General features: G+C 67.4%; 19 protein-coding genes. 17 read left to right on the forward strand and 2 right to left on the reverse strand.

Annotated features, from left to right (window positions below):
- Positions 1-179: 179 nt before the first annotated feature.
- Positions 180-1,208, reverse strand: a complete 1,029-nt coding sequence (locus VGV06_05165; protein ID HEV2054549.1) for an IS110 family transposase — start codon at positions 1,206-1,208, stop codon at positions 180-182.
- A 68-nt stretch (positions 1,209-1,276) separates the two neighbouring features.
- On the opposite strand from VGV06_05165, the gene VGV06_05170 reads away from it, so the two are divergent.
- From VGV06_05170 to VGV06_05245, 16 genes are all read left to right on the forward strand, one after another.
- Positions 1,277-2,269, forward strand: a complete 993-nt coding sequence (locus VGV06_05170; protein HEV2054550.1) for an ABC transporter substrate-binding protein — start codon at positions 1,277-1,279, stop codon at positions 2,267-2,269.
- Complete coding sequence (locus tag VGV06_05175) at positions 2,266-3,249, forward strand: ABC transporter substrate-binding protein (GenBank protein HEV2054551.1); 984 nt, start codon at positions 2,266-2,268, stop codon at positions 3,247-3,249. The genes VGV06_05170 and VGV06_05175 overlap by 4 nt, the downstream gene beginning before the upstream one ends.
- Positions 3,246-3,473 (forward strand): hypothetical protein, encoded by a 228-nt coding sequence (locus VGV06_05180; protein HEV2054552.1) that lies wholly within the window; start codon positions 3,246-3,248, stop codon positions 3,471-3,473. Before VGV06_05175 ends, VGV06_05180 begins: the two co-directional genes overlap by 4 nt.
- Positions 3,460-4,029: a hypothetical protein gene (locus tag VGV06_05185; GenBank protein ID HEV2054553.1), complete on the forward strand. Its 570-nt coding sequence runs from the start codon at positions 3,460-3,462 to the stop codon at positions 4,027-4,029. Before VGV06_05180 ends, VGV06_05185 begins: the two co-directional genes overlap by 14 nt.
- A gap of 91 nt (positions 4,030-4,120) precedes the next feature.
- On the forward strand, positions 4,121-5,101 hold the full coding sequence (locus tag VGV06_05190) for an ABC transporter substrate-binding protein (GenBank protein HEV2054554.1): 981 nt from the start codon (positions 4,121-4,123) through the stop codon (positions 5,099-5,101).
- On the forward strand, positions 5,101-6,087 hold the full coding sequence (locus VGV06_05195; protein ID HEV2054555.1) for an ABC transporter substrate-binding protein: 987 nt from the start codon (positions 5,101-5,103) through the stop codon (positions 6,085-6,087). The genes VGV06_05190 and VGV06_05195 overlap by 1 nt, the downstream gene beginning before the upstream one ends.
- A 54-nt stretch (positions 6,088-6,141) precedes the next feature.
- On the forward strand, positions 6,142-7,296 hold the full coding sequence (locus tag VGV06_05200) for an acyl-CoA dehydrogenase family protein (protein HEV2054556.1): 1,155 nt from the start codon (positions 6,142-6,144) through the stop codon (positions 7,294-7,296).
- Positions 7,297-7,308: 12 nt separating this feature from the next.
- Entirely contained in the window at positions 7,309-8,343 is a 1,035-nt protein-coding gene (locus VGV06_05205) for a methionine synthase (protein HEV2054557.1), read from the forward strand.
- Between the two features lie 58 nt (positions 8,344-8,401).
- Positions 8,402-8,653 (forward strand): AbrB/MazE/SpoVT family DNA-binding domain-containing protein, encoded by a 252-nt coding sequence (locus VGV06_05210; GenBank protein HEV2054558.1) that lies wholly within the window; start codon positions 8,402-8,404, stop codon positions 8,651-8,653.
- Positions 8,654-8,667: 14 nt separating this feature from the next.
- Positions 8,668-9,948 (forward strand): ABC transporter substrate-binding protein, encoded by a 1,281-nt coding sequence (locus VGV06_05215; protein HEV2054559.1) that lies wholly within the window; start codon positions 8,668-8,670, stop codon positions 9,946-9,948.
- A gap of 64 nt (positions 9,949-10,012) precedes the next feature.
- Positions 10,013-10,900: a branched-chain amino acid ABC transporter permease gene (locus VGV06_05220; GenBank protein ID HEV2054560.1), complete on the forward strand. Its 888-nt coding sequence runs from the start codon at positions 10,013-10,015 to the stop codon at positions 10,898-10,900.
- On the forward strand, positions 10,897-11,856 hold the full coding sequence (locus VGV06_05225; GenBank protein HEV2054561.1) for a branched-chain amino acid ABC transporter permease: 960 nt from the start codon (positions 10,897-10,899) through the stop codon (positions 11,854-11,856). Before VGV06_05220 ends, VGV06_05225 begins: the two co-directional genes overlap by 4 nt.
- Positions 11,853-12,677: an ABC transporter ATP-binding protein gene (locus tag VGV06_05230; GenBank protein ID HEV2054562.1), complete on the forward strand. Its 825-nt coding sequence runs from the start codon at positions 11,853-11,855 to the stop codon at positions 12,675-12,677. Before VGV06_05225 ends, VGV06_05230 begins: the two co-directional genes overlap by 4 nt.
- Positions 12,678-12,692: 15 nt before the next feature.
- The gene (locus tag VGV06_05235) at positions 12,693-13,400 is read left to right on the forward strand and encodes an ABC transporter ATP-binding protein (protein ID HEV2054563.1); all 708 of its coding nucleotides are present in this window, start codon (positions 12,693-12,695) and stop codon (positions 13,398-13,400) included.
- A complete protein-coding gene (locus tag VGV06_05240; GenBank protein ID HEV2054564.1) occupies positions 13,400-14,428 on the forward strand; it encodes a methionine synthase in 1,029 nt (342 codons plus the stop codon). Before VGV06_05235 ends, VGV06_05240 begins: the two co-directional genes overlap by 1 nt.
- Positions 14,429-14,479: 51 nt before the next feature.
- The gene (locus tag VGV06_05245; GenBank protein HEV2054565.1) at positions 14,480-15,034 is read left to right on the forward strand and encodes a hypothetical protein; all 555 of its coding nucleotides are present in this window, start codon (positions 14,480-14,482) and stop codon (positions 15,032-15,034) included.
- On the opposite strand, the gene VGV06_05250 is transcribed toward VGV06_05245, so the two are convergent.
- Entirely contained in the window at positions 15,006-17,285 is a 2,280-nt protein-coding gene (locus tag VGV06_05250) for a DUF2339 domain-containing protein (protein ID HEV2054566.1), read from the reverse strand. The two genes, VGV06_05245 and VGV06_05250, sit on opposite strands and share 29 nt — an antisense overlap.
- A 166-nt stretch (positions 17,286-17,451) precedes the next feature.
- On the opposite strand from VGV06_05250, the gene VGV06_05255 reads away from it, so the two are divergent.
- Positions 17,452-18,611: adenylate/guanylate cyclase domain-containing protein (locus VGV06_05255; protein ID HEV2054567.1), on the forward strand; the 1,160-nt coding region annotated here is incomplete at its 3' end.

An 18,611-nucleotide genomic window follows, 5' to 3' on the forward strand; every position in this document is an offset into this window, starting at 1 on the left:
CGTCCACCAGCCATCCATTCGCGCACGCGGCGCATGAAGTCGTGTTCGATCTCGACGACCTGGGGTCGTCGAAGAGGGGCGGCCCAATCAGTGAGCGGTCACGACAGACCATGAATCACCCCGAGCACGCCCGCACTGGAACCCATGCCGTGGGAGCATCGAGTCGGGCTGCGCCCTCCTTACGCCGCGGCCGGGGCCGTGCGGCCCCGCCGGCAGAACTCGTCATAGTCGATCTGATCGCGCAGCATAATGAAGAGGCGCACGAGGAGCTTGCGGGCGACGGCGACTTTGGCTTTCGGACGCCCGCGCCGATACACGAGGGCGCCGTAGGTCCGCTTGAGGTCAGGATCCATGCGGGCGGCATGCGCCGCGGCCTGCCCGAGGACGAAGCGGAGCAGGGGGCTGCCCTGTTTGGTGATGTGGCCGAGGTGATACGTGCCGGCGGAGGCGTTGACGGCGGGGGCCAGGCCGACGTAGCTGACCACGTGCTTGCTGTCGTGGAAGCGGGCCACGGGCCCCAACACGACGACGGTGGCCAGCGCCGTCAGGGCCCCGACGCCGGGGTGGGTGATGAGGCGTGGGGCATCGGGGTGGGCCAGGGCCGCGGTCCTGATCGCGTCGTCCAGCTCCCGGACCTGGGTGTTGAGGCCCGCGAGCAGCGCGAGGCTTTGATCCCGGCGCTGCGCGGTGTGCGGGGGGAGCGCGAGGGCGTGCAGTTGCGCCAGGCCGGCCTGGCGGAGGAGCGTGGAGCCCCGGACGAGGCGGTAGTTCAGAGCGATGGCGTGCAGGCCGTTCTTGACCATGGTGCGGATGCGGACGAGGCGCATGCGGTGCATCAGGAGCGCCCGCAGATCGCGCGTGGCGGGGTCCGGTATCCAGATCGTGGGGAAGCGATCGTGGTGCAGCAGGTCGAGGATGTGCAGGGCGTCGCGCCGATCGGTCTTCGTCTTGCGCACGACCATGGCGCGAATCTTCGCGGCATCGCCGACGAGCAGCGTGTGCCCGAGGCGCTGGATGAGCGTGTGAAACCAGGTGGCGTAGCCCGTGCTCTCAATCCCGATCGTCACGGGTCCAGGCAACGCCGCGTAGAACTCTTCGACCGCACTCCCGTCGTGGGCGAGCTGGCGCTCGCTCACCTCCCCAGTCCCGGTGTCCAGCACGGCCACCTGCTGCATGCGCGTGTGCAGGTCGCATCCTACGAAGGTCATGGTGTCGGCCCCCTTTCTGGGAGCGCTGTCGCCCAGGGCGAGCATAGCAACAGCGCGAGACCGTTCTCATGACATCAGTGACCACGCGGCGGGCCTTCATCGGCACGCTGGCCGGTGGCCTGGCAGCAGCGCCGTTTACCGCCGGCGCGCAGCAGACGGGAAGAGTCTCCCGGATCGGTATCCTGGCGAATTACCGGTTCGGCGAACCTGACCTTTGGGGATTTTTCATCCAGGGGCTACGGGAGCTCGGCTACGTGGAGGGCCGGAACATCGCGATCGAGTGGCGAGTCTCGGAGGGGAAGTATGAGCGGCTACCGGGCCTGGCAGCCGAGCTCGCCCGTCTCAAGGTTGACGTGATCGTCGTGCCCGCCAACCAGAACGCCCTTGCCGCCAGGCAGGCCACTCAAACGATCCCGATCGTCATGATCGGCGTCACCGATCCGGTGGGGAGCGGGCTCGTCGCCAACCTCGCGCGGCCCGGGGGAAACATCACAGGGCTGTCCGGTTCCGTGGGCCCCGAGCTAGCCGGGAAGCAGCTGGAACTGCTCAAGGCGGCGGTCCCTCAGGCGTCTCGCGTCGCCATCCTCTGGAATCCAGGCAACCCGGCCAACGCCGTCATGCTGAGAGAGGCGGGGATTGTGGCGCGATCGTTGATGGTCCAGGTTCAAGCCCTGGAGGCGCGGGGGCCGGACGACTTCGGGAGGGCATTCACGGCGATGACCAGGGAGCGCGCCGGCGCCGTTCTCATCCTCGGGGACGGGATGTTCGCCCTTCACCAGACACGGATAGTAGACTTCGTCGCGAAGAGCCGCCTGCCGGTGATGGGGTCGAGGAGTATGGTGGCCGCCGGCGTTCTCATGTCCTACGGGACCAACACTCCGGAACTGTGGCGGCGCGCCGCGACCTACGTGGACAAGATCCTCAAGGGCGCCAAGCCCGCCGACCTGCCCGTGGAGCAGCCCACCAAGTTCGAGCTGGTCATCAACCTCAAGACCGCGAAGGCGCTCCGGCTGACGATCGCGCCGTCGCTACTGCAGCGCGCCGACGAGGTGATCCAGTGAACCGCCGCGCGTTCCTGAGCGGCCTTGGAGCTCTGGCAACGGCGCCATCCTTTGCCTGGGCGCAACCGGCGTCGAGGGTCTACCGGATCGGCTATCTTGGGTCGGAACCGGTGCTGGCGCCAACCAATCCCGTCCAAGAGGTCTTCTGGGCTCGGCTGCGGGAACTTGGCTACGCCGAAGGTCGGAACCTGGTAGTCGAGCGCCGCTCCACAGAGGGCCGGAACGAGCGCTACCGCGCCCTCGCCAGAGAGCTCGTGAACCTCAAGGTGGATCTGATCATCGCGGCCGGCGCGCCCGCAGCAGTCGCGGCCAAGGAGGCGACGAGCACCATCCCCATCGTCACGGTGATCGTCTCCGATCCGGTCGGCGCTCGGCTGATCGCGAGCCTCGCACGACCCGGCGGCAACGTTACGGGCATGTCGTCCGCGGCGACGGACATCCCCGCCAAGGAGCTCGAGCTGCTCAAAGAGGTTTTGCCCGGCCTCTCCCGCGTCGCGGTGCTCTCGAACCCAACCGCCCCGATGCACGCGACATTCCTCAAGGAGCTGGAGGTCGCAGCGCGGACCCTGCGCGTCCGCCTCCAACCGATCGAGGTCAGAACCCCCAAGGACATCGAGAGCGCCTTCGCCGCGATAACAAAGGAGCGTGCCGAGGCGCTGATCCTGGTGGACGACCCGCTTATGTACCAGCAGCGCCGACGCATCGCCGACCTGGCGGTGCGGCACCGGCTACCGACCGTCTCCTTCCAGCGGTTGTACCCCGAGGCCGGGGCGCTCATGTCCTACGGCGCGAGCTTTGCCGATCTGTTCCGGCGCGCCGCCACCTACGTGGACAAGATCCTCAAGGGCGCCAAACCGGCGGACCTGCCCGTCGAGCAGCCCACCAAGTTCGAGCTGGTCATCAACCTCAAGACCGCCAAGGCATTTGGCCTGACGATCCCGCAATCGCTGCTGCAGCGGGCAGACGAAGTGATCCAGTGAGCGACGATCTCATTCGAGACGTGTCGCGCACCGACATGGTCGATGCGCGCGTAGCGGCCATTCTTCGAGCCAAGTCCGGGATGGAGCGGCTGCGGCTCGCCCACGAAGCCTGGGAGCTCGCGCATGCCCGGCTGACGGCCTTCCTCGCCGCCAGGCATCCAGATTGGGACCGCCGGCAGGTCCAAACGGCGGTCGCGAAGAGACTATCGCGTGACTCAAGCTGAGCTGCTGCGCTATGTCGCGAGCGTGTTCGAGGACCTCGGGGTCACGTACATGATCGGGGGGTCCCAGGCTTCAATCTACTACGGAGAATCGCGCTTCACCCAGGACATTGACCTCGTGACGGATCTGAAGCCCGAGCACATCCCCGCGCTGGTGGACCGCTTCCCCGCCGGTGAGTTCTACATGAGCGTGGAGGCAGCTCGTGAGGCAGTCGAGACGCGGGGCCAGTTCAACATCATCCATGCTGAATCCGCGCTCAAGGTCGACGTCTTCGTCAACAAGGACACCGACTACGACCGGCTCCGTCTCGACCGGCGTCAGCGGTTGCCGCTCGTCCCGGGCCGCGAGGCGTACTTTGCGCGACTGGAGGACATCATACTTTATAAGATGCTCTACTTCCGCGAGGGCCATTCGGATGTGCACGTACGGGACATTCTCGGGATCCTCAGGGTGTCGGGCCCCGAGATCGACACCGCCTACATCGCGGAATGGGCAGGACGGTTGGGCCTCAACGCGATCTGGGACGCGGTGCTCAAGCGGGCACAGACGAATGAGTGAGCAGCGACTGCGAGCCCCTCACCCTGCCCTCTCCCCAGAGGGGCGAGGGGTTTTGCAGACTCCCTCTCCCTCAGTGAGGGAGAGGGGCGGGGTGAGGGTGCCGCTGCTCGCGCTCCTCGCCGTCTTACTGCTCGCCGCGCCGCTCGCGGCCGAGGCACAATCGCAGGCGCCAATCCCTCGGATAGGCATGCTCTCGTCTTTCTCTCCTTCGGACGCAGCGCCCTGGTACCAGGCGTTCCTGCAGGGTTTCCGCGATCTCGGATGGATCGAAGGGCAGAATGTGAGCATTGTTTATCGGTATGCGGAGGGAAACACTGATCGTCTTCCGGGTCTCGTAGCCGAACTCGTCCAGCTCAAGGTCGACATCATCGTGACGTCCGTCACCCCCGATACGCTTGTTGCCAAGAACGCCACGCGGACAATCCCCATTGTCATGGCGTCGGCGGGTGACCCGGTCGCAACCGGGCTCGTCGAGAGCCTGGCGCGGCCCGGCGGCAACGTCACGGGATTGGCGCAAATGGTCCTACAGCTCGCGGCAAAGCGGCTCGAGTTGCTCAAGGAAATGGTGCCCAAGCTCTCTCGGGTAGGGGTGATCTGGAACCCGGAGGACCTGGTCGCCGCACAAATGTGGAAAGACATCCAGCTACCAGCGCGGCAGCTCGGACTCCAGCTCCACTCCCTGGAGGTGCGGAGCTTGCAAGACTTCGACAAGGCATTCGAGCGGGCGACGAGTGCCCGTGTCGGCGCCCTTCTCATCACGCCGTCGCCTTTGTTCGTCACGAATGAGCAACGGATCGCCGATTTCGCCCTAAAGCGCCGCCTGCCGTCGATATTTCATCTGAAGGGATTCGTGGAGCGTGGCGGCCTCGCGGCCTATGGGCCGGACCGCTCTGACTTGTTCCGGCGCGCCGCCACCTACGTCGATAAGATCCTCAAGGGCGCCAAGCCCGCCACGTTGCCGGTGCAGCAGCCGACAAAGTTTGAGCTGGTGATCAACCTCAAGACCGCGAGGGCGATCGGGCTGACAATCCCGCAATCGCTGCTGCTGCGGGCAGATGAGGTCATTCAGTGATGGAGCGCCGGACCTTCATCTCCGGGATCAGCTTCGCCCTTCTCGCCGTGCCGCTCGCGGCCGAGGCGCAGGCGCAGGCGAGAATTGCCTTCTTGTGCGTGGACTCCTGCTCGAATCTTCCCAACACCAACAACGCCTGGGACCGAGCCTTCCTGAATGGGCTCGAGCAGGCCGGTTACGTGCTGGGCCCGAAACTCTTCCTCGACATGGTGGGTGTGGGCGTCGGCTACGATCGCCTCCCCGAGGCGGCGACGCGGCTCGTTCGTCGCAAGGCGGACGTGATCGTCGCGTTCGGGAGCTTCGCGGCTGGGACGGCCAAGCGCGCCACGAAAACCGTCCCCATCGTCATGGTGAATGTCGCGGATCCCGTGGAAGAGGGGCTGATCGCTAGTCTTGGCCGCCCTGGTGGAAACGTGACGGGGCTGGCCACCCCGTTCGCGCAGCTCGACGCCAAGCAACTCGAGTTTCTCAAGGAAGTCCATCCGCGTTTGACACGTGTCGCAGTGCTCTGGAACCCGGCGATCGGGCTGCACAAGCAACGACTTGCACGGCTTGCGGTCGCCGCCCGCTCTCTTGGCGTTGAGGTCTATCCAGTGGAAGCCGCCACTGCACAAGATCTCAAAAAGGCGTTCGCACTGATCGCTCAAGGGCGGGCTGACGGGCTGCTTCTGTTCGAGCATCTGATGGGGGTACTCGGTTCGGGAGAGATCTCGCAGTTCGCCCTGCAGCGGCGACTCCCGACCGTGGCTTCGGATCGTCGATTCTTGTCGGCCGGCGGCCTGATGTCCTACGGCCCCTCCCTTCCGGGTCTGTACGAACGCGCTGCGGTCTACGTGGGGAAACTCCTGAAGGGCGTTAAACCGAGCGAACTGCCGGTGGAGGAGCCGACGCGCTACGAGCTGGTTGTGAGTCAAGTCACCGCCAAGGCGCTGGGGCTCACCATTCCGCAGTCGGTCCTGCTCCGGGCGGACGAGGTGATCCAGTGAGGCGCTCCCCTCACCCTGCCCTCTCCCCAGAGGGGAGAGGGAGATAAGCGCGCCGTGAGCCAGCAACTGTTCACCGAGGAACACGGGATGCTGCGGAAGAGCGTGCGGGCCTTCGTGGAGAAGGAGGTCGCGCCGCATGTTGACGACTGGGAGGAGGCGGGGCGGATCCCGAAGGGCTTCTGGCGGCGGCTGGGGGAGCTGGGATTCCTTGGGCTGGAGATCCCGGTGGAGTACGGCGGGGCGGGTGGGGATTTCCTGTCGAGCGTGGTGCTGGGCGAGGAGATGGCGCGCTGCCGGTCTGGCGGCGTGGCCTTCAGCGTGCTGGTGCACACGGACATGTCCTCGCCCTGGCTTACCCGCTTCGGTAACGATCCGCAGAAGCGGAAGTACCTGCCGGGGATCATCAGCGGGGAAACCGTGTGCGCGCTGGGGATCACGGAGCCGGGCACGGGCTCCGACATGGCGAACCTCTCCACGCGCGCGGTGCGAAACGGCGACCACTACCTCGTCACGGGCAGCAAGATCTTCATCACGAACGGCGTCTACGGCGACCTCTACTTCGTCGCGGCGCGGACGGGGGTGGGCACGCCCGAGCGGCGCTACGACGGCATCTCCATGTTCCTCGTCGAGCGCGGGCTGCCCGGCTTTACGGTGAGCCGCAAGCTGGACAAGATGGGCATGCGCGCCTCCGACACCGCGGAGCTGGCTTTCCACGACTGCCCCGTGCCGGCGGAGAACCTGCTGGGCGTCGAGGGGCGCGGCTTCCAGCAGCTCGCCGCGGGCCTTCAGCGCGAGCGCATCATGGCGGCGGTGCTGGCGCTCTCGGGCGCGGCGCAAGCGCTGGACGACACCATGGCCTATCTGCGTGAGCGTCAGGCCTTCGGCGAGCCGTTGAGTCGAAAGCAGGCGCTCCGGCACAGGATCGCCGAGATGGGCACCGAGATCGAGGCCGCGCGCCAGCTCCTCTACCACGCGGCCGCGCGCTACGATGCGGGCGAGGAGTGCATCAGCGAGGTCTCAATGGCCAAGCTCTTCGCGACGGAGGTCGCCAACCGCGTCGCGTACCAGGCGGTGCAACTACACGGGGGTTATGGCTACATGAGCGAGTTCCCCGTTGAGCGCTTCTTCCGCGATGTGCGGCTCTGGACCATCGCGTCGGGCACGTCGGAGATCATGAAAGAGATCATCGCCAAGCGGCTGCTGGCGTGAGGAGAACCTGACATGGCCGCGAAACTCCCGCTGCTGTACACCCACGTGATGGGCAGCCACGGCTTCCCCGGCTGGTTCTGGACCGCGCTCGACAAGATCAAGGCGGAAGAGTACGGGCAGACCGACGTCAGGGAGACCTTCGACGACGCGACTCAGCTCGCGATCCGCGACCAGGAGCGCGCCGGCATCGACGTGATCTGCGACGGTGAGATGCGCCGCTTCTTCTTCGTCCAGAGCTTCTACGGCAAGATGGAAGGGCTGGAAGTTTTGGAGCCGCTCAGGAAGACAGGGCTCTACGCCTACGACAGCGTGCCGCGCTACCGGCCGACGCGGAAAATCACGGTGCCCAAGGGCCTGGGCACGGTGGACGAGTTCAACTACCTCAAGACCCAGACCGACAAGCCGGTCAAGGCGACGTGCCCCGGCCCCGTGACGCTATCCATCCACGTCCAGACGCGCCCTGGCGACGCCTACAACAACGACCGCCTCGCGCTCTGCTGGGACCTGGTGCCGGCGGTCAACGCCGAGTTGAAGGCGCTGGCGGCGGCCGGCGCGGACTGGATCCAGGTGGATGAGCCGTCGGCCGCCATCGTGCCCGGCCAGGCGCCCGAGTACGTGAAGATGTTCAATGCCTGCGTCGAGGGCGTGAAGGCGAAGATCGGCTACCACGTCTGCTTCGGCAACCTCCTCTCGCGCCCGCGAGGCAAGCGGAGCTACCGCTGGATGTTCCCCGCGCTCCTCGAGACCAAGTGCCAGCAGTTCGTCTTCGAGTACGCCAACCGCGAGATGGCCGAGATCGAGATGTGGAAAGAGGTCGGCGTGGACCGGGACATCGCCTGCGGCGTGGTTGACGTGAAGTCCTTTTACATGGAGACTCCGGAAGACATAGCGGAGCGGGTCCGCCTCTGCCTCAAGTACATCCCGGCCGAGCGGCTGTCGTTGATTCCCGACTGCGGATTCTTCCCCGTGCCGCGGTGGGTGGCGTTCGAGAAGCTCAAGCGGCTGGCGGCCGGGGCCCAGTTGGCGCGCAAGCAGTTGAACGGGTGACCAGCCCGGCGAACGAACGTGCGATCCCGAGCGTATCGTCGTATGGGGGGACGAGGAAATGCGGGTCCAGATCCAGAGGCGGGGGAACAGCCTGGCGCTTTGCATACCCAAGGGCCTGGCCAAGAAAGCAGCCGTGAGGGAAGGCATGGTTGTCGTCCTGACTCTGACGGACGGGAGACTGATCGTCGAGCCCGACGTGAAGGGCCGGGTGACGCTCAGGCGACTCCTCCGAAAGGTCAGCAAGCACAACCTCCACGATGAGGTCGATTTCGGTAGTGCGCCTGAGCGCGAGGTAAGACGCGATTCCTAACAAGGAGGATGGATATGACCAGCAGCAGGCGTGAGTTCCTCAAGGTGGCGGGCGGCGCGGCGGCCGCGGGCGTGGTCGGCTTCCCGGCGGTGGCGCGTGGCCAGGCCAAGCCGGGCGTTCCGTCCGACCCGGTCAAGATCGGCATCCTCGCGATCAGAGCGGGCATCGCGGCGCCCGTCGGCACGGCTGGCCTGCGCGGGACGGAGTGGTGGGCCGAGCGCGTGAACAAGTCGGGCGGCATCCTCGGCCGCCAGGTCCAGCTGATCGTCGAGGAAGAGTCCAACCCCAAGGACACGGTCGAGCGCTACCGCAAGCTCATCCTCCAGGACAAGGTCGAGGTCGTCATCGGCGGCATCTCCACGGGCGTGACGCTGGCGCTCGGGCCCGTCGCCGAGGAGATGGACACGCCGTGGCTCTCCTGGGACGGCACGACCCAGAAGGGCGTGGAAGAGACCATGCCCAACCCCAAGTGGGCGTTCAAGAGCGTGGACAACGAGGTCGAGGCCATCGTGGCCGGCACGCTGACGCCCAAGTACTTCAAGGGTGTGCAGACCATCGCCGGCATCAACAACGACTACTCCTACGGCCACGACTGCTGGGAGACCTACCAGGCCGTGCTCAAGAAGATGGGCATGAACGTCAAGCCCGTGCTGGAGCTGTTCCCGAAGCTCGGCGTGACGGACTTCACCTCCCACATCGCCGCGATCCAGCAGGCGAAGCCCGACCTGCTCATGAGCTCGTTCTGGTCGGGGGACGCGACGATCATCATGAAGCAGGCGGCGGCCGTCGGCCTCTTCAAGAACATGAAGGGCGTCTTTACCACGGCGGGCGGCGTCCACGACTCGCTCAAGAAGGAGTTCACGCCCGAGGGGCTCCTGCTCGGCTACAACACCATGTACTTCGACGACCCGAAGGGCTCGCCGCTCCTCAAGCAGTTCGTGCGCGAGTACAAGGCGAAATACAACGAGTACCCGGCCTACGAGTCCGACCACGCCTACTTCAATATCGAGTCCTACAAGGCGGCCGTCGAGAAGGCCTACGCCGCCACCGGGAAGTGGCCGTCGAAGGCCGAGGTGGTCAAGGCTCTGGAAGGCATCGAGGTCGAGTCGCTCTCCGGCAGGCGCTCGTGGCGGCAGGACCACATCCAGATGTGCAACTTCTACCAGGGCATCACGACCCACAAGAACAACTACGACTTCGTCACCATCAACCCCATCGAGGTCGTCTCCACCAAGACCGCGATGAAGCCCGCGGGCTCCAAGCTCCTCGACTGGATCAACGGCTGGAAGGTCTGAGTCTCCGCCCCCTCACCCTGCCCTCTCCCCCTCACGGGGGAGAGGGTGGCGTTGTGATCTATCCATGACCGCAAACCTCGTGAACATCCTGATGGGCGGTGTGTTCCACGCCGCCATCCTCTTCCTGGTCGCCGCGGGGCTCCAGGTGGTCTTCGGCGTCCAGAAGATCTTCAACCTGGCGTGCGGGTCCTTCTACGCGCTGGGCGCCTACACGGGCGTTTCGGCCGTCGGGTACTTCACGGCGCACGGTGGGCCGCCGGCGCTCTTTATCATCCCGCTCGCGCTGGGTGGCCTCGCGGTGGGCCTCGTGGGCGTTGTCGTCGAGCGCGGACTGCTCCGCTTCGTCTACGACCGCGATGAGACCTTCCAGCTCCTGCTGACCTTCGCGCTGGTGCTCATGCTGGAAGACCTGATCCGCATGACCTGGGGAACGGCGCCCGTCTCGACGGGTGGGCTCTACCTCAACTACGGCCAGGCGCGGATCTTGGGCGCGACCGTGCCCGTCTACAACCTGATCGTCATCGCCGCGAGCCTCGCCATCGCGCTCGGCATCGGGTGGCTGCTCTCGCGCACCGTTTTCGGGCGCATCATCCGCGCTTCGGCCGACAACCGCGAGATGGCAGAAGCGCTCGGCGTGGACATGCGCTGGGTGTACGTGCGCGTCTTCACGCTGGGCACCATGCTGGGCACGCTGGGCGGCGCACTCGTGATCCCGGCGACGGCGGCCATGAGCGAGATGGGCATCGAGTTGATCGTCGAGGCCTTCGCGGTCGTCGTGATCGGGGGCCTGGGCAGCATGCGCGGCGCATTCGTCGGCGCCCTCGTCGTGGGCGTCCTCCGCTCAGTTGCCATCTCGGTATACCCGGAGCTCGAGATGCTGCTGATCTACCTCATCGTGATCGCCGTGCTCATCTGGCGCCCGCGCGGGCTCTTCGGGGCGGCTGCCGCGTGAGGACACCTGTCGTCCTGTCGCTCGTGGGGATCGCCTTCCTCGGGCTTCCCGTCGTGGCGCCGGCCTACTACGTCACGCTGATGCTGCCCTTCATGGCCTACGGCGTGGTCCTGCTCGGGCTGAACCTCCTCTTCGGCTACACGGGGCTCGTCTCCTTTGGCCACGCGCTCTTCATCGGCATCGGCGCCTACACCGGCGCGGTGCTAACGACGCATCTGGGCGTGCGCCACATGGAGCTGATCCTCCCGGCCGCCGCGCTCGCCGCCGCGGTCGTGGCGGCGCCCGTCGGCGCGCTCTGCGTCCGCTACGTCAAGATCTACTTCGGCATGCTGACGCTGGCCTTCGGTATGGTCTTCTATACGTTCTTGCTCAAGTTCTACAAGCTGACGGGCGGCGACGAGGGTATGCGGATGCTCCGCCCCTATCTCCTCGGCAGCGAGTGGACGGGGTATTCCAAGACGGCGTACCTGATCGGGCCGTACTACTACTTCTCTCTCGCGGTGCTCGTGCTGGCGACGCTCCTCATGTGGCGCATCATCGGCTCGCCGTTCGGCCTGTGTCTGAAGACCATCCGCGACAACCCGCTCAAGGCCGAGAGCCTCGGCGTCAGCGTGCCGCGCTACCGCTGGTACGCCTTCATGATCTCGGCCGTCTACGCGGCCGTGGGCGGCGCGCTGCTGGCTACGCCGACGGGCAACGTGGACCCGACGCTCGCCTACTGGACGCACTCGGGCAATATCGTCTTCATGGTGCTGCTCGGCGGCTTCGGGTCCTTCTTCGGCCCGCTCCTGGGCGCCTTCGCCTTCATCTTCCTCCAGGACACGGTCATGTCGGTCTTCCCCTACTGGCGGCTGATCTTCGGCGCGGTGCTCGCCTTCATCGTGATTTTCGCCCCGGGCGGGCTCATGGGTCTCTTCGCGAGACGCCGCCGGCCCGTCGAGGTCTCGCGGGCGTGATCCTCGAGGCGCTGGATATCCGCAAGCTCTACGGCGCCTACGTGGCGCTTGACGGCGTGAGCCTGTCGATCCGCGAGGGCGAGTTCGTCTCCATCATCGGCCCGAACGGCGCCGGCAAGTCCACACTGATCAACGTGCTGACGGGCGTCCTCCAGCCGAGCGCGGGCAGCGTGCGCTTCAAGGGCAAGGACATCGGCGGCATCGGGACCGTGGCGCTCACGCGGCTCGGTATGGCGCGAAGCTTTCAGCTGGTCCAGATCTTCCCCAAGCTGACGGTCCTCGAGACACTCCAGGCCGCCGTCGTCTCGCGCCTCGGGCGCGGCGCCAGGCTCTTCGCGTCGCTCGCGGGCGACAGCCAGGTCCAGGCCGACGCGCTCGAGGTCGCCGCACTCTTCAATCTCGCCGACAAGGCCCACGCGCTCGCGCGCGAGCTGCCCCAGGGCGACAAGAAGCTCCTCGACGTCGCCTCGGCCTTCGCCCTGCGGCCCGAGATCATCCTGCTGGACGAGCCGACGAGCGGCGTCAGCACCGCGGACAAGCACGCCGTCATGGAGATCCTGGTGGGCGCGGCCAAGCGGATCGGGCTCCGCGCGATCATCCAGGTCGAGCACGACATGGACATCGTCTTCGGCTACTCGGACCGCATCATCGCGCTCCACCAAGGCAAGGTGCTGGCCGACGCCACGCCGGCCGAAATACAAGCTGACGCCAAGGTGGTCGACATGGTCGTGGGCAGGAGACGCGCCCCTCACCCTTCCCTCTCCCCAGAGGGGAGAGGGAATGCGGACCCCTCTCCCCCATTGGGGGAGAGGGCAGGGTGAGGGGGTAGGGCCCGCATGCTCACCGTCACCGAGATCGACGTGTTCATCCAGGCGAGCCACATCCTGAGGCGCGTGTCGCTCGAAGTGCGGGAGCGCGAGGTGGTCTGCCTCGTCGGGCGGAACGGCGCGGGCAAGACCACGACGCTCCGGACCATCATGGGCTACCATCGCCCGCGGGGCGGCGGCATCCGCTTCAACGACGTGCCGCTCCACGAGCGGCGGACTTTCGAGATCGCGCGGCTGGGGCTGGGGTTCTCGCCGGAGGAGAGCGGAATCTTTCCCGACCTGACGGTGGCGGAGAACATCGAGATCTCGACGTGGACGCGCCCCGGCGGCAGGCCGGCGGCGGAGCGGCTGGCCGCGGCATACGAGATCTTCCCCGTGCTGAAAACGTACGGCGCGCGGAAGGGTCCGGAGATGTCGGGCGGCGAGAGGAAGATGCTCTCGATCGCGCGGGCGCTGGCGCTCGACCCGGACATGCTGCTGCTCGACGAGCCCTTCGAGGGTCTCTCGCCCGCCATCGTCCCCACGGTCGCCGCCGGCCTGGCCGAGATCACCCACCGCGGCCACGCCATCCTGATCGCCGAATCGAACATTTACCACGTGCCGGATTTCGCCACGCGGCTCTACGTCATCGAGCGCGGCGAGATCATCTTCGCGGGCCGGCCGGACGACGTCCGGAAAGACGCCGCCGCGCTCCGCGCAATAGGAGGACATGCCTGATGGCCGCTCTCCCGCTCATCCCCTCCGCCGTCGTCGGTTCCCACGGCAAGCCCGGGTGGTGGTTCGCCACCGTCAAGAAGGTCGAGGCCGGAGAGTACGGCCCCGGTGACCTCGAGGAGATGTTCGACGACGCGGCCGACACCGCCATCCGCGACATGGAGCGGGCCGGCCTCGACATCATCACGGACGGAGAAGTCCGCCGCCTCGACGGCTACGTGGATTCGTACTACGCGATCATCAAGGGCATCTCGCCCCTGCCCGTGCGCCGCAAGGCCGGCCCCTGGGGCTACGACCAGCAGACACGCTACGAGGCCGTCGGCCGCATCGAGACGCCCGAAGGCGGGCTCGGCATCGTCAAAGAGTTCGAATACCTCAAGGCCCACACGTCGAAGGCAACCAAGGCGACCTGCGCGGGGCCGCTGACCTTCGGCTCGCGCATTCACCCTGGCAAGATGTACAAGGGCGTGGTGGACGTGGCCGAGCGCTTCGCGGAAGTCATCAACGTGGAGCTCCGGGCCCTGGTCGCGGCGGGCGCGGACTTCATCCAGCTGGACGAGCCGGCGCGCGGCAACGTCTCGGGCGAGGAGATGGCGCGCCTCTACAACATCGCGACCGAGGGCGTGAAAGCCAAGCTCGCCTTCCACATCTGCTTCGGCAACCGCTTCGGGCGCTCGCGCTTCGACCGGACGTATCGACCGTACTTCCCGAGCATCCTCAAGGCGCGCGCCGACCAGCTGGTCCTCGAGTTCGCCGGGCGCGAGTTCTCCGAGCTCGACCTGTGGAAGGAGTACGGGCAGGACCGCGAGCTTGGCGCTGGCGTCATCGACGTCAAGGGCTTCTACCCCGAGACGCGGGAGGACGTCGCCAAGCGCATCAAGCGCGTGCTCGGCGTCTGCAAGCCGGAGAAGCTCTACGTCAACCCCGATTGCGGCTTCGGCTGGTCGCCCCGCTACATGTGCAACCAGAAGGTCCGCGCGCTGGCGGCGGGCGCCGTCCTGGCCCGCCAGGAGCTGACGGGGAAAGGGTAGTGCGAGCCGAGAGACGGCCGAATTGCCGCAGGCATGAGCGTCACGAGGCGAGTGGCTGAGTCAGTAGCCGCGGTGTCCCTCGCCTACACGTGGGGCACGGTGGAAGCCGAGCGCCGCCTGCCGTTTCCCTGCGACCGCTACGTGGAGCAGGCCGAGGCCGCCTTCTTCCGCGGGATCACGGTACGCGCCAGTCCGGCGACGCTCTTCCGCTGGCTCTGCCAGCTGCGCGTGGCGCCGTATTCCTACGACTGGATCGACAACGGCGGCCGCCGGAGCCCGCGCGCGCTCACGCCCGGCCTGGAAGACCTGGCCGTCGGCCAGCCGGTGATGCGCATCTTCACCCTTGTCGACTTCGCGAAGGACGCGCACCTCACGCTCCGGATCAAGCACGGCACGGGCGCCTTCAGCCTCTTCGGCGACCTGGCGATCACCTACTTGATCGCGCCCGAGAGCCCGGAGCGCTGCCGCCTCCTCGTCAAGATCGTCACGCGCTACCCGCGCGGTTTCATGGGGGCGCTGATGCGACGGGGACTGCCCTGGGGCGACCTCGTGATGATGCGGCGCCAGCTCCTGAACTTCAGGCAGCTGGCGGAGCGGAGCCCGTGACGGCAGGACGGCGGCTGGCTTTCTGGTAGAGGAGGCCGACGAGGAGCAGCACGACGCCGAGGACGAGCAGCGAGAGCATCCGGTACGCCGTCTTGACCGAGGCCATATCCACGAAGAAGACCTTCACGATGGTCAGCCCGAAGAGGCAGAGGGCCGCGTAGCGGAGCGCCACCGAGCGCCGGAGGAAGCCCCACGCGAGCGTCGCGGCGGCGTAGGCGGTCCAGAGTAGCGAAAGCCCCAGCTGCATCCGCCACCGGAGCTCGCTCGCTTTCGCGGACTGGCCCGGCCCGCGCATGTCCTTGATGGCGACGTCGAGGTACCGCGTCCACGCCTGGCTCAGCACGAAGAGCAGCACCACGCCCGCCGTTCCCGACAGCGCCCGCCCGACGGGATCGGCGTAGCGCGCGGCGCCCGAGCCGGCGAGGCAGCCGCCCGCCACCGCCAGCGCCACGCAGGCCAGCACCCGCATGAGCGTGTAGACGTTCACCAGCTGCTCGGCGGAGGCGCGGGCCATCGTGTCGTCGGCGCCGAGCGTGCGCACGAGCACCGTGAAGGCGGCCAGCGGCACGGCGATGACGAAGGCCGGCGACGGCGCAACGCGCGCGAGGAATCCGAGCACCAGCAGCTGGGCGATAAGAAGCCCGGCGGGCCAGAGCTCCTGCGGCTCGCGCCACAGCAGGACGGAGAGCGTCAGCGAGGCCATCACCCACAGCGTGCTCCGGAGCCCCTCGCGGCTCAGCCTGAGCAGCCGGCCGGGCTGGAGCGCCAGCGCCAACTGGCCTGCCAGCACGATGGCGGCCACGGTCAGGAGGTGCGCGAGGTAGGTCGGGTTCCACACGGGCGTCCAGTACGCCGAGCCCCACTTGTCGATGCCGACGACGCGGAAGGCCGCGAGGAAGAGCGCGAGCGTGCCGCCCCACGCGGCCACGGGCGTGACAAGCCGCGGGGCGACGGAGATGAGCACGGCGCCCTCGGCGGCCCATGCGAGCGTGATCCACGGGCCCTTGAGCGCCAGCGGCATGGCCAGCGTGAGGAAGACGCACGCCACGCCCATGAGCACGCCCACCGTCTCCTCGTCGTCCGGGACGCGGCGGCGATAGAAGCCGGCGAGCACGGTGTAGAGGATGGCCAGCGCCATGGCCGCCGGCGCCTCGAGCAGCGGCCACCAAGCCTCGAGCGTCACGTAGACGGCCCAGAAGTAGCCGGCCGCCGTGCCCGCGACGAACAAGAGATCCACCTCGTCGATTCGCGCCCTGTGCCCCCACGCGCGGGCGAGCGGCGTCAGGAGAAAGAGCAGGAAGAGCGCGGAGAGCAGGACGAGCCGCGCCACGGGATACGGCGCGTCGGAGTAGCGCAGGAAGGTCGGCGCCAGGAGCAACACGGTGCCGGCCCACGCCAGGCGATTGAGCGCCGTCCAGGTGCGGAAGCGCGCGATGGCCAGCACGAGAAGGTCGAGGACGACGAGGTATCCCAGCAGGACGCGCTCGTTGGGCTCCGGCTGCGCAAGCAGCACCGGTGTCAGGAGTCCGCCCAGGAGCGCCAGCACCGCCGTCACCTGGCGCTCGGAGACGACGGCGACCCCGCTGCCCAGCACGGTGACGATGAACATCAGGCCGAAGGCGGCTCCCGCCGGGAGGAGGCCGTAGTAGGCGTAGCCCGCGTAGAGCGAGAGGTAGCAGAGGCCGAGCCCCAGCCCTGAGAGCCCTTCCGACAGATACGGCACGTCACGGCGGCGGTGGAGCGCAAGTCCCGCGGCCAGGAGCGTGATACCCGCCGACATACCCAGACCCAAGCGGGCGCGCGGGCCGATCAGGTTGTTCTCGATGGACCACTTCACGAAGAAGGAGGCGGCGAAGAGGATGGCGATCACGCCGACCCAGGTGGTCCAGCGGGCGCCGATACGCTGCTCGAGGTCGAGCCTCGGCGCGGGCGCGGGAGCGGGCGGCGGCGTGGCGGCGTGGACGGCCGCGCTCCACGCGGGAGACGGCAGGGGTTCGTGAGCCGACGGAACCGGCTCTGTCGGAACGTGCGCCGTCGGCGCGGGAGCGGGCGGAGCTTCAGGCTGGGGCTGGACGCCGTCGCGCTGCTGCTCGAGCGTCCAGACGCGATAGAGCAGGTCGCGGACCCGCTCCTCGAGCCCGGCGATCCGCTCCGCCGGCGTCGGCTGGCCCGGGCGGGGCTGGCTGTCGCGCAGCGCCTTGAGCGCCACGAACAGCGCGGCCACCGCAAGAATGAAAATCAGAAACGACATGCTGCCAGGAGCCTACACCAAGCGGGATAATTCCCCCGCCTCATTTCCGCCCGTCCGGAGACCGCTTAACGTTCGGGCCACACGAGGGGCATGTTCCTTGACCGCCTTCCCCACGCGGGCTACTGTTTGCGCACGTTCCGACCGACCCCCAGGTGGAGGCGACGGCATGAAGTGCTCCCGGTGTCAGCATGAGAACGCTTCCGAGGCGAGGTATTGTAACGCCTGCGGCGTCCGCCTCGATCTGATCTGCGCGTCGTGCGGCCACAGCAACACGCCCGGCAGCCTCTTCTGCAACCAGTGTGGTCACGCCCTCAACGGGCCCGGCTCGGCAGCGAGCGCGCAGCGTTTCGCATCACCTGAATCCTACACGCCCAAGCATCTCGCGGAGAAGATCCTCAGCTCGAAGAGCGCGCTGGAAGGGGAGCGCAAGCAGGTCACCGTCCTCTTCGCCGACCTCAAGGGCTCGATGGAGCTACTCGCCGACCGTGATCCCGAGGAGGCGCGCAAGCTCCTCGATCCCGTGCTCGAGCGGATGATGGAGGCCGTGCACCGCTACGAGGGCACCGTGAACCAGGTCATGGGCGACGGCATCATGGCGCTCTTCGGCGCCCCCCTCGCCCACGAGGACCACGCCGTGCGGGCCTGCTACGCCGCGCTGCGGATGCAGGAGAGCGTGAAGAGGTACGCGGAAGAGGTGCGACGCTCCCACGCGGCCGTGGTCAAGATCCGCGTCGGACTGAACTCCGGGGAGGTCGTCGTCCGCGCCATCGGCAGCGATCTCCACATGGACTACACGGCCGTCGGCCAGACGACGCATCTCGCCGCCCGCATGGAGCAGCTCGCCGATCCCGGCGCCATCGTGATTACGCCCGCGACGCTGGCGCTGGCCGAGGGCTACGTCGAGGTGAAGTCGCTGGGCCCGGTGCCGGTAAAAGGCCTCCCCGAGCCGGTGGAGGTCTACGAGGTGACGGGAGCGGGCCCGGCGCGGACCCGGCTACAGGCGGCCGCCGGGCGCGGGCTCACCCGCTTCGTCGGCCGCGACGCCGAGCTGGAGCAGCTCCGCCGCGCCCAGGAGCTGGCCGGCGATGGCCACGGCCAAGTGGCGGCGATCGTCGGCGAGGCGGGGGTGGGCAAGTCGCGCCTCGTCTACGAGCTGACCCATTCGCATCGCCTGCACGGGTGGCTGGTCCTCGAGAGCGCCTCGGTCTCGTACGGCAAGGCGACGAGCTACTTGCCGGTGATCGACCTGCTCAAGGGCTACTTCAAGATTCAGGATCGCGACGACCTCCGCGAGGTCCGCGAGAAGGTGACGGGCAAGCTGCTCAC

The organism is Candidatus Methylomirabilota bacterium, assembly GCA_035936835.1.
Lineage (GTDB): Bacteria > Methylomirabilota > Methylomirabilia > Rokubacteriales > CSP1-6 > AR37.